The 11,706-nt window shown below is 37.2% G+C and carries 9 protein-coding genes, 1 tRNA gene and 1 pseudogene; 8 read left to right on the top strand and 3 right to left on the bottom strand.

The genetic code is table 11. The annotated features are described in order from the left end of the window. Positions 1-16: 16 nt before the first annotated feature. On the top strand, positions 17-673 hold the full coding sequence (locus C7475_RS30750) for a protein-L-isoaspartate(D-aspartate) O-methyltransferase (protein WP_110057276.1): 657 nt from the start codon (positions 17-19) through the stop codon (positions 671-673). On the opposite strand, the gene C7475_RS30745 is transcribed toward C7475_RS30750, so the two are convergent. Together C7475_RS30745 and C7475_RS30740 are read right to left on the bottom strand one after the other, a co-directional pair. After that, positions 668-3,148 (bottom strand): TonB-dependent receptor domain-containing protein, encoded by a 2,481-nt coding sequence (locus tag C7475_RS30745; RefSeq protein ID WP_110057275.1) that lies wholly within the window; start codon positions 3,146-3,148, stop codon positions 668-670. The genes C7475_RS30750 and C7475_RS30745 overlap by 6 nt on opposite strands. Before the next feature lie 89 nt (positions 3,149-3,237). Next, complete coding sequence (locus C7475_RS30740) at positions 3,238-3,798, bottom strand: DUF445 domain-containing protein (RefSeq protein WP_146217716.1); 561 nt, start codon at positions 3,796-3,798, stop codon at positions 3,238-3,240. Between the two features lie 95 nt (positions 3,799-3,893). Here C7475_RS30740 and C7475_RS30735 point away from each other — a divergent pair. The 7 genes from C7475_RS30735 to C7475_RS30705 all read left to right on the top strand — a co-directional run bounded on the left by C7475_RS30735 (position 3,894) and on the right by C7475_RS30705 (position 10,939). Then, positions 3,894-3,967 (top strand) — tRNA-His (locus C7475_RS30735). Positions 3,968-4,134: 167 nt separating this feature from the next. Continuing rightward, positions 4,135-5,340 (top strand): site-specific integrase, encoded by a 1,206-nt coding sequence (locus tag C7475_RS30730; RefSeq protein WP_110057273.1) that lies wholly within the window; start codon positions 4,135-4,137, stop codon positions 5,338-5,340. A gap of 282 nt (positions 5,341-5,622) precedes the next feature. After that, complete coding sequence (locus C7475_RS30725; protein WP_110057272.1) at positions 5,623-7,980, top strand: DEAD/DEAH box helicase; 2,358 nt, start codon at positions 5,623-5,625, stop codon at positions 7,978-7,980. 89 nt (positions 7,981-8,069) lie between these two features. Further along, on the top strand, positions 8,070-8,648 hold the full coding sequence (locus C7475_RS30720) for a hypothetical protein (RefSeq protein ID WP_110057271.1): 579 nt from the start codon (positions 8,070-8,072) through the stop codon (positions 8,646-8,648). A gap of 478 nt (positions 8,649-9,126) precedes the next feature. After that, positions 9,127-9,717, top strand: coding sequence for a class I SAM-dependent methyltransferase (locus C7475_RS30715; RefSeq protein ID WP_146217715.1), 591 nt, complete (start codon positions 9,127-9,129; stop codon positions 9,715-9,717). Between the two features lie 21 nt (positions 9,718-9,738). Beyond that, the gene (locus C7475_RS30710) at positions 9,739-10,362 is read left to right on the top strand and encodes a hypothetical protein (RefSeq protein WP_110057269.1); all 624 of its coding nucleotides are present in this window, start codon (positions 9,739-9,741) and stop codon (positions 10,360-10,362) included. After that, entirely contained in the window at positions 10,346-10,939 is a 594-nt protein-coding gene (locus C7475_RS30705) for a hypothetical protein (protein WP_110057268.1), read from the top strand. The genes C7475_RS30710 and C7475_RS30705 overlap by 17 nt, the downstream gene beginning before the upstream one ends. Positions 10,940-10,956: 17 nt before the next feature. On the opposite strand, the pseudogene C7475_RS30700 reads toward C7475_RS30705, so the two are convergent. Further along, positions 10,957-11,706: pseudogene (locus C7475_RS30700) on the bottom strand (hypothetical protein); the annotation flags it as partial.

Below are 11,706 nucleotides of genomic sequence, written 5' to 3'. Positions count from 1 at the left end.
GGTTAATTTTGCGGGTATGAGGCGGTACGAAGATTCTTACAAACAAAAAGGATTACGCAGGCAACTGGTCGATAGTATCCGGCAGAAAGGCATTACTGATGAAAATGTATTAACGGCTATCAACAACATTCCACGGCATTATTTCCTGGATACAGCTTTTGAAGGCATTGCCTACGAAGACAGGGCATTCCCCATCGGGGAGGGACAGACCATTTCCCAGCCTTATACAGTAGCATATCAGTCACAGCTGCTGGAGCTCAAGCCTTTTGAAAAGGTGCTGGAGATCGGCACCGGTAGCGCCTACCAGGCTTGTGTACTGGCAGAGCTGAAGGTGAATGTATTTACGATAGAACGCCAGAAAAGGCTGTTTGACCTGATAAAACAGTTCCCTTTCAAATCAAAGTACCCCACCATCCGTTTCTTTTACGGCGATGGTTATGAAGGACTTCCCACTTATGCACCCTTTGACAAGGTCCTGGTAACTGCAGCTGCGCCCCAAATTCCGGAGAAGCTGTTGCAACAGCTGAAGATCGGCGGAAAAATGGTCATTCCCGTAGGCGGTCAGGAAGTGCAGCGGATGCTGCGCATTACCAAGATCAGCGATACGGAATATGACCAGGAAATGTTTGATAACTTTTCTTTCGTGCCTATGCTGGCTGGCAAGAAATCATAAAGTGCTGTCAGCAGGCTTTTTATCCTTATCTCTTTCCTTATAATCAGATTCGTCTTCAGGCACCTCCTGTTTCTTTTTCTTCTTGAACATTTCCGGGTCCATTTTTCCGAAACGGTAACGTATGTTCAGACGAATGAAACGGGTGGTCCTTTTGCGGACGTAGTCCTGGATAAATGCATCCGTTTCGTAATGGGAGCTGTAATTCTGTGTATTCAGCACATCTGAAATGTTCAGGGCGATGGCCAGAGCATTGTTCTTCAGCATTTCCTTACGGATGCCGAGGTCCATCCCGTTCATAGCCTTAAAAGTACCCTGTGGCTGTACCCTCGGTGAGCGGTAGTATCCATTCACCTGCACGTTGATCTTTCCCGGAAGCCTTACATTCGAGTTAACGGTGATGCCATAAGTAAGATACTCGTTATTGATATTTGCCCCGGTCAGTTTACTATATTCCGCGTTCAGGTTGGTCGTTACATTCCATCCCTGAATAACATGCAGGTTATAGGTGAAATTGGCGCCCCAATCCTTATCGGTGGCCAGGTTCATGGGCTTGGTCGTTGTTACGCCGGTAGTGGTGTCCAGGAGGCTGATACGGTCAATATCATCATTCGCCTGGGAATAATATACACCTGTATTCAGGTAGTCTTTTGTATTAGGGAAATACCTGGAATAATTTGCTTCAAACTTGTGCGTCAGGGACGGATTCAGTTCCGGGTTCCCCACACGGATATTCTGTGGATCAGAGTTGTTGACATACGGTAACAACTGATCAAATCCAGGTCTGTCTATCCTTGTTGAATAGTTCAGGATCAGGCTCTGGTTCTCATTGTGCGGCAGATTATATTTCAGGAACACACTCGGGAATACGTTCAGGAACTTATTATTTACAGAAGTATCCTTTGTGTATGAATAACCTTTCAGATTGGCCTGTTCCACTCTCGCGCCGACCTGGTAACCCAGATTACCGATAGCACTTGAAAAATTCATATATCCGCCATAAATATCCTGCTTATAGAAGTAGGTATTGGAGAGGTCCAGGCTTTTTTCAAATTGCTGGGTAGTAAAGTTGAACAGTTGGGCATCGTAATCATTGTTGTTATCCTGCAATGTTACTTTAGCGCCTGCTTCAAACTTTCCCTTTTTGCCGACTGGAGTGGTGTAGTCGGTCTGGATGTTCCAGAACTGATTCTGGGATACGCCTAAATTCCGCTGCTGTTGTGAAGGACCCTGAGTATTGTCGGCATATTGAGAGAGTGTATTGTAATTACTGTTGTTCCGGCCTTTATTGTTGCTATAACTGATATAAGCAGTCCATTCCTCATTCTGTTTATCCGTCGTATGGCGGAAGTTCAGGCTGGTATTGTTATTCGGATTGCGGTAGCCGCTGTTATTATGGCGCTCACCAGTCTGGAGCGGAGATTTGTGCGCATCCAGGTAATTCAACATGATATCGTCTGTACTGTTACCGCTGTTCACACTCAGTCCTTCAGAGATCGTAATCGTATTATAATCATTCAGGTAATAGTCAAGCCCGATGCGGCCGCCTCTACCTGAATTGCTATTTTTGTTCCGGCTGTCCTGGGTAAAGAAAGCAGTACCTGCTGTATCAGGAATAAGGTTCTGGCGATTGCTGTAGCCATAACCTGTCTGGCTGTTATGCCAGCCGTTGAAATTGGCGAAGAAATTGAATTTCCGGATACGGAGGTTCGTATTAAGATTACCATTGAGCTGTCCGCGGGTGGCTACGCCGGCACTTACCATCACATTATACCCGATCGCTTTATCCTTTTTCAGGATGATATTGATGATACCACCGCCACCATTGGCTTCAAACTTGGCGGAAGGATTGTTGATCACCTCTACGCGATCTATCGTTGAAGCGGGGATCATCTGCAGAGCGGTTTTAGCATCTCCGAAAGGGGAGGGCTTTCCATCTACATAGATCGTCACACTTTTACCGCGAAGGGTAAGGTTATCATCAATATCCACATTTACGCTGGGGATATTCTTAAGTACGTCTGTTCCGGTACCGCCTTCCGCAGTTACTATACTACCTGCGTCAAAGACCTGGCGGTCTATTTGCATGGAAAAAGCCGGTTTCTCGGATTTGATCTCCACAGTGGCCAGCACCTTACCGGCAGGCTGTAGTTTAACGATACCTGCCGACTGTATTGGTTTACCGGGTATGATCTTTATTGCCTTTAACAGTTTTTCATATCCCATAAAGGTGATGCGTAGCACGTAGTTACCAGTAGGAACTGCATTAAACGCAAAATCACCATCCGGTTCAGTGTACATACCTGTTACTACGGATGAATCCTGCGGGTGGAGCAATACCACAGACGCATATTCTACCGGTTTGCCAGTATTGGCGTCCAGCGCTTTACCAGTAAGTTTTGCGGCATTATTGCCGGTTTGGGCCATAGCAGTAGCGCCATAGCATATAAACGCTGACAGGAGTAGACGTTTCAGCATGCATGATAGATATTAATGAGACCTAATGTTGAGACCAGGGACAAAAATATCTATCTCATATGTAAAGTATTGCTATTTGTGATGAATGGTCAGTTACTGTGGTGTAGGGCAATCCATAATTGTAATAACCCTATCAGAAAACCGAAAGCAGCTCCACCCAGTTCCGCTAATCGCAGTTCGCGGCCGATGGAAGTTTTCAGCAATGTTTTTATCTGACCGGCAGAAATTGTCATTATCTTTTGGCTGACAAGCGCCTTGACATCGAGTTCTTTTTGTGCGTTCTGCAGGTATTGATCGATGATCTGCGGGAACATATTATCCAACTCTGTAACCAACACTTTCTTTACTTGCTGGATGGTGCTGTCTCCGATAAACATTTTGAAAACAGGCATCGCTTCCGGTAGTTTCTCCCGGAGGAAAGTATCCATATGTGCTTCTACTACTGGAATGATGCTTTTAATTTTTTCCGGGTCAGCAAGTTTATTCCTGATATCATCAAAAGAGAATAATTGCGTAGCGACAAATTCACCTGCTTGAATGGCTAGTTGCTGCTGACGTCCTGAAAAGGAACGGAGCAGGAACATAATAGTTATTTTGTTGGTCATCCATCCTGTCAGAGCGGCTAAAAACGGTATGAAATATAGTGACATAGCGAGTTGATTAAAAAAAGTATGCAAAGGAAGCAGAAAAAATTTGGAAATTAAAAACACATTTCGTTATCTTTGCATCCCAATCAAAACAAACGGTGGTCGTAGCTCAGTTGGTTAGAGCATCAGATTGTGGTTCTGAGGGTCGAGGGTTCGAAACCCTTCGATCACCCAAAAAGCAGGAAGGCAGCAGAAATGCTGCCTTTTTTTGTGCCCTGAAACCTTTATTGGGTATAAGTTTAGCTGAAATGGTACAAATTGGTATTTATATTAAGTCAAATCCTCAGAAATTAGAAAATACCCTAAAAGTGACCCTATAACTTCAATTTGGGGTACATAATGGGGTACAATAAGAAGCCTCTCAAGGGAGAAATCTCAATAGGTAATCATAGAGGTAGAATAAGAATCAGATGGAGGCATGAAGGGAATAGATATCAATTAAACCTACCTTTTGCCTATTTACCAGAGAATATGCATCATGCCACCCTGAAAGCTGATGAAATCAAGCTGGATATAAGAAAAGGGTGTTTTGATACCACTTTAGTGAAATATAAACCAGAGCCTGTAAAACCAGTTATTCCCACTCCTTCACAGACAGAAATCCCAGAATCTACAGTGATCTACCTGGATCAATTAGTCAGCAAGTTCAATGACTGGACTAAGAATATCAGAAATATCAATATTGACCTGTCTGTTGATTATTTAGGTATCAGCAGGATGCTGGGAAGGTATGTGAATGTTCCATTGGAGGATATAGCTGCTAAAATGATAGGGGAGAAGTGGTCTGTAATAACTTATAACAGAAGGCTGAATTTCCTGAGTAGTTTCTTCTCCTGGTTGCAGGATACAGGGGTAATCACAATAAATCCTCTATTGCATGTTACCAAAAGGAGGGAAAAGAGGAAAAGCAAGAATAAGAGAAGGGAGCCACTAACTGAAGAGGAGATCAATGATTTTCTGGAAGCCATCAGAAAAGATACCTATTGTCACAAGTTCTCTCCCTATAGGCATTCCCTTTACTATCCTTTTTTAAAATTCATCTTCCTGACTGGTGTCAGAAATGCAGAAGCCATAGGGCTAAAGGTTAAGCATATAGATTTTGAGGCAAGGCATATAGAGATTTCAGACACTTTAGCCAGAACAACCAAAGGTACTCACCATGCTGCCAGGATAAGCAAGGGAACCAAGACAGGTAATATAAGATACCTCCCTTTAACAGAGGAACTTTTAGCACTACTAAGCCCTCTTTTACATGACAGCGAACCTGATAGTTTAGTATTCCTATCCCCAAAAAAGCTATCAATCGATGATAGAATGCTAAAAAAGAGGGTTATTAAACCAGTTATGCTTGCTCTTGGTATTGCAGACAGGGATTTATATGCTGCAAGGCATTCTTTTGGTACAAGGGCTATACAGCAGGGAATGGTTTTAACTGATGTGGCTTATCTGATGGGGCATTCTACAGTAGATACAACTATCAGGAATTATGTAAGTGTTACAAGACCTGCTGTAGTTCTGCCTACCATCAATAAACAGGGCAATTAGTACTTATTGCTCATTTTCAATCACTTAATTAATGAAATGAATAGTATTAGTCTGATTTTCAGTGCTATAATACTATTGGCTATAAGTTGGATACTGGGAAGTATAACAGCAGATAAGGTTTTGCCTTATCATAGAGTAGACTTAAGAGATAATCCAATGGTTATAATGCTTATAGGTACTATGGTACTGGCTGTGTTATGCTTATTTTGTAAGTTGTAATATATAAATAGTTTTTTATGTATATTAGGTGCAAGAATATAACATCCTTGTACCTAATATACTATGTCAGAAAATCATTCCAGTATTCCTTTAGCCCATGTAAGTATGGGGTTTAGTTTGAAATCCACTCCTATTGATTATTTTCATCTTTCTCCCTCTATTATAAATATTCCTGATGAACATGACCATATTAAAAATGGTGATGAACTTGATTTAAATCTGGGAGCAGATGAATACCTTACCATTGATCACTTAAATATTGATCACAGTAAAAAGGAAACAATTGTCTTCAATCTTCCTGTAGGTAAAGGAAAGACTAGTGTATGTTATGATCTAGTAAGGAAATATCATGCTGAAGGATATTATGTGATTATATGCAGTCCTTTTGTCAAACTTGTGGAGAAGGATAAAGAGGAATTAGCTAAATACTTTGAACCTCATGAAATATTTACTTATCTAGATATTGAAAAAACAACAAAGGAGCATAGATTCTCTTTGAATTGGGGGGTTAAAGCTAGAATTCTCATTATGACAACAAATATGTTGTTACAGAATCCAGGGGAAGATTTCTATGAACAAGCCTTTACAAAAAGGGATTATCTGAAACAGCTAAGAGAGGTAATTACATCAAGTGGTAAAAAAGTAGTTTTCTTTTTTGATGAAATACATGATGCTGTAAAGAATTTTGATAGAGAATTTTTGCCCAACTTAATCAAGTGGATCGACCTTACTCATAAATGCTTTGTTTCAAGTGCAACATTCACACCTGCTTCTGTTCCTGTATTAAGACATATTTCTGTTCTAACTGAAATGTCTATTAAGGTCTTTTATTCAAAAAGACTGAAGGCCACTACTCAGGCAAATTTACATCTACATATAAGTACAGAGGGCTACAGTGGTAAATTTCCATATACATTAAAGAAGATAAACTCTCTCATATCAGCATATAGAGGTAGAAAGATAAATATACTCAGTGGATATGAATCAATAGTAGAAGCATTTACTAAAACCAAAGCCCCCATTCCCTTATTTAAGCCTGTAAGGGATTTAAATGCAAATATCTGTACAGGCAGTACCAAATCAGTGTTCGATGAGAATACACACAATATTGGAACTAATTTTACAACAGGTGTAAATATTACAAGTGCCAATGGTGTGTTGATTATCATTATTCCCCCTATTACTAGATCAGATGCAAGTTATGGAGTATTTACAGATGGAATACCATCAATTGTACAGTCAGTTGCCAGATTAAGAAATGGAGGTGATGTCCATATTTTCATGTATGCACCAAATACTGTTATTGACATTGAAGGACACAAACTAAATATTGAAGAGAAATTGTATACTGGGAAAGGAAATGTAAATCACCTAACCCTTAATGATGGATATTTGAAGTTTGTTGAAAGTTATAATAAGAAGTATTCCAAAGTGGAAAGAGAACTTTTTGTTCTATCAGCATTGAAGGAATCAGAAACACTTAAGTATCAGCCACCAACCTTGCAAGAGGATTTGGTAAAGAAGAGCCAGTCTGTATTAGTTAATAAATATGAGAGTTTTGGAAAGGGGTTGTCCCCTTATATCTTATGGGCAGCTATTAATAATCAGTTCTGTAATGCTACATTAACTTCTATGGAACTGATTACAAAAGATTATCAAAGTATCCAACTAACTTCAAGTAATCTTTTTGATGAGTTACTTGAACTTTTACCTACAGAAAAGAGACTTATTCTAAGAGGACTTCCATTCAGAGCAGCTTGTGAGAATATCATCGAATATATACAAAGGGATATTAAGACAATCACAAATGAGGATGATTCTACTGAAGAGATAACTTTATTGAATAAATTCTATCTGGATGGAATAGCCATAAACATCGATAAATTATTAAGGAAATCATTTTTTAACCAAGCATTAGTCAGTATTCTATGTTATCTAAAGGTTGGAATAAAAAGCCTCACTAAAGAACAATACATTCATACTTGTATTGCAAATGCAATTGCCTTTAATAATGATGAAATCACTCCAATAATTGATGGTTATAGACAGCTAAATACAGTAAGGAATGAATTTTTAAAGTTTGTAGATAAAGTATCATTCTTAAACAAAGCTGGAGAAAAACTAATTCATACAGAAGCATACAGAGTATTGGATGATATATTCACAGCTGACTGCATTTTGGCAATTAGGTTAATTAAAGCTAATGATCTCTTATATGTGGGGACTTATAGCCTCCTCCAAAATATTGAAAATACAACTGTTGTCGATGATGATATCAAAAAAAGGGTTTGGACAGAGTTTAGAAAGTTGTTTACTAATATAGGGGATGATAGAAGGAGTTTTGATAAGGAAAAGAAATACTACTTAGTTTTACAGCCTATCCAAGCCAATTTTTTAGTTCCCAATGTTCAACTTCTTTAACAATTACTATCAAAAATTCTATACTTAAAACCCAATCAAGTTCACTTGTCTCTTTGCTTAAAGACTAATAATCACAGAAAAAATGCTTTATGACAATTATGGAAAATGATTTTTACTCTACTTTTAGCAATAACCCCATGCTAATTTGGTCTATATGTTCCTTCTTCTTGGGAAATGTTTTTGGAATTTTTATAGATGAATTAAAACAACTGTATAGAGAAAGAGGTCAAATAAAGATTATCGCAAAAAAAATAGACCTATACTATAGCAATTACAATAGAGAGGGAAGACAGGTTTCACCAATGCAAGGTTTTCCAATGCTTAAAAGTGCAAAAATTCATTTATCTATTTTAAATGATTCTAGAAGGGCAAGATCTGTTAGAAACATTAAAGCAGAGGGTAAGATAAGAAATGGGCCTCATTTCCAGATTGATTTTAGTCAGGGGAAAGTCCCTCCAAGTTTTGTTATCAGTCAGAGTGAAACAAAGCTAATTACCATAGAGGGGGAATTTGCAGCTCTAACAGACTTTCAACCATTCTCTCCTGAAGATATTAGGATTGAATTAGAATATGGCCTTGATAGTGGGAATACAAAATTCTCTGAGTTTGGGCCAATTGAAAAAGCAATATATGAACTTCCTCGACCTCCTATTGTAGCAGTATTCTAAAGAAGCCTTCTACAATTAGGGGAGAGGACAAAATTTACTGTGGCTTTATTATTATATAAACAGTAAATTCTGTCCTCCCTGTTCTTAGGGTTAGTCTAAATAAAGGAATTGAATGCCTTTCAACAGTGGGGTGGATTATAGATGACTAAAGTCTAAGATGTACTAAGTATAAGATTTTAGCTACTTGCAGCAAGACTATTAATATATATAGATATATAAGAAGAGCTTATAGCTTGTCCTTTTTATAGTTCTTGAAAGAGCTAAAAGTTGCTGGGGTAAAGTACATTAACTTCTAAGCACTTACAGAAAGGTTGTACCCAAAAATTGTGATTTTCCTAGTTTTTTAGACATTTGGGCCCATATTTGTTATTTGTTTTGTTAATTAATATGTATATTATTTGGAAATCTGAATATATTTTTTAGATTTGGCACAAATTTCAGCCACAGCATATCAATAATTCCTAAACATTCTTGTTAAGTGAAATTCACAATAAACAGGCGCTCTGTAGTTATTTTAGCTAATTCTCACAATCCATCACTAATTTCTGACTATTTTCTTCTTAAAGCTGGCATGATAAACGATGTAGAAGAACTGGATAGGAATAATTGTGTATTTACACCTTCTTATAGCAGAGCTGTATTAAAGGATGGTACATCTATTAGAGTGGAAAGTTCTAGAATGAGTCTTGTTGCTGAAAAGGATAAGTTGTACGACTTAGCTATAAAGTATTGCCAGGCTCTTCCATACATTAAACTATCAGGAATAGGTATCAATTTTGATATTGAAATAAATGATTACGAATTTGATCATCTTATTTCCAATAAAAACATTACAGTTTTTAAGGATAGTTTAATAAAAACAATAGAATTGTCATTTTCTGTGAACACTTTAACAAATTGTAATGTTAAATTAATTAAAGGTGACAATTCTTCAGGTTCAATTGTTTTGAATTATCATGCTGATTTTGACGATTTGCCTTTTGCTGAAATGTCATTTGATTTTATAGTGGCAGCTGATAGCTTTGAAAATCTCTCCATTGAATTTATAAAGGAGGTGTTTCGTCAATAGTGAGATATTAAACTTTTTTATATGATAATGGATGCTAAATTACAATGCCCTACCCAAGCAGGCTATACAGGCTTACTGGAAGATTTTCACAATTGTATTGATCCTATAATAGGGGTGCCAGTTACTAATTTTCTGGCAGCTACTTCTTCTCATCTATTCAACTTTTCCTACATCCCCTCATCTGCAGAATACCTTCGAAACTCCTTGCAAGGGAAATTATTTTTTAATGTAATTGAGAAATTTGAGTTAGATCTAGCAAAAAAAAGCCATTTGGTAGCAGGTCATGTAGAACATATAAGAAGCTATTTTAACCAGGCAGTATCTTCAATATCAACATTAATCCCAACTAATGTAATAGTTAATCTTACAGACAACAATAGCATTTATTTTAGATTTTATAATGTGCCCTTAATTGAAACACATCTGGAGGTTTTCTACATAAAAGATTCTGAAGATGATTTTGTTGAAGCTGTATTAACTTCATATCAAAATGAGGAGATAATTTTGAAACAGTTTGGATTATTCAATGATGTTTTTTCCTCTTTAAGAAATACTTTGAAGGGCTTAAATACAAATGCATTTAAAATTCAAATTTCAGTCGAAAAATTAAAAGAATCAGAAAAAGATTATGCCTTATCCATCTAGATTAGTCCCTAGATCCTCAGATAAATATATTCCACATCCTGATAAAGAAGAACTACTTTGTAGATGGGTTAAACCTGAAACAGAATTAAGAGATGCAGAAGGAAAGTTGGCAGCAGATGCTGTAGATTATAAACAAATCTTTGAGTATTCTGTAAACAAAATTCCAATTTCTGAAATAGAGGATATCAACATTGAATTCATCTGTGCTGATAAACAAAAATTTAATTCAGAATGGAAAGAAGGAGAAGATGGTCATACCCCTCTAGATGAGGATTTCAGATACAATAATGATAGAAAGCATTTCCTTTTCAAAATTAAAGATATCCTTTATTCTGGCACATACCCCTATCCAGCCAATGCAGAACATAATTACAAGTTTATTGTATCAGTCAAGCATGTACCATTAATTTCAAATATTTGTCATTTTCAATTGAGTGTTGATTTCACAAATATGGATGATTCCCCTGTAGGACAAATGCCAGGGGTAAATTCTAAAAAGTTAATATTGGCTGAAATCAGACAGCAGTTAATAAGAGTTGCAAAATTTGCAATTCAAGAATTTGAACAAAAGAAGTGAATATATTTATATTCAATTTAATTCTTGATTAATGGCATGATATATTTTTCTCCCATACACTGAAAACATATACCACCTTGTACATGCCTATATTCTGGTATATACCCTGTACCATTACATTTACTACAAGTTTCATATTCCAGTTCTACCTGTTCATCTTCACTATAAACAGGTACCCTATTGCTCTGATGAAATTCAGTATGACAGTGATTACAAAGAGTAATTAGATCATCATTATTGTAATCCCAAGGTAATCTGTTTAGGATGTATCTCATATGGTGTACCTCCAGGTGATAAGCCTTGTCAGCAGGAATTAACCTTGAATTTTCCTTACTTGTCAATGGAAGAATTCTATTATCTATTTGACTAACATTCCATAGGTGATATTTCTGTGGTGAATTGAAGTTCTTTATATAAAATGTTGCAGCCTTATTGCATTTAGTACATATTTGATTATCCCTATCAATTATTTCATTTCTCTTTGATTCCCATTCTTCAGTAGTTAAATATTGGCTATAGGTGACATGTTCTCCTTGATGGTCTAGAAACAATTCTTTTAAAGTCATAGCTATGAAGTTATATAATGGAAATATACATAAAAATGTGTACATGTGATTTATATGAATATACAGGGCATTTTTTCCCACCAGAAATTTTTGCAACATAGAATAATGTGTATTCCGGAGATGCTGACCAGCGGAACGGTATCTTGACCACCGACAAAACTTAATTCCTGCCGAAGGCAGGCCTTCCATACTTTTTGTGGA

Origin of the sequence: Chitinophaga sp. S165, assembly GCF_003182155.1 — a bacterium.
Lineage (GTDB): Bacteria > Bacteroidota > Bacteroidia > Chitinophagales > Chitinophagaceae > Chitinophaga.
This window is presented reverse-complemented; position numbering and strand designations above follow the sequence as displayed.

Coding starts and splice junctions, on each gene's coding strand:
- C7475_RS30750 (WP_110057276.1), top strand. CDS start 17: ATGAGGCGGTACGAAGATTCTTACAAACAAAAAGGATTACGCAGGCAA.
- C7475_RS30745 (WP_110057275.1), bottom strand. CDS start 3,148: ATGCTGAAACGTCTACTCCTGTCAGCGTTTATATGCTATGGCGCTACT.
- C7475_RS30740 (WP_146217716.1), bottom strand. CDS start 3,798: ATGTCACTATATTTCATACCGTTTTTAGCCGCTCTGACAGGATGGATG.
- C7475_RS30730 (WP_110057273.1), top strand. CDS start 4,135: ATGGGGTACAATAAGAAGCCTCTCAAGGGAGAAATCTCAATAGGTAAT.
- C7475_RS30725 (WP_110057272.1), top strand. CDS start 5,623: ATGTCAGAAAATCATTCCAGTATTCCTTTAGCCCATGTAAGTATGGGG.
- C7475_RS30720 (WP_110057271.1), top strand. CDS start 8,070: ATGACAATTATGGAAAATGATTTTTACTCTACTTTTAGCAATAACCCC.
- C7475_RS30710 (WP_110057269.1), top strand. CDS start 9,739: ATGATAATGGATGCTAAATTACAATGCCCTACCCAAGCAGGCTATACA.
- C7475_RS30705 (WP_110057268.1), top strand. CDS start 10,346: ATGCCTTATCCATCTAGATTAGTCCCTAGATCCTCAGATAAATATATT.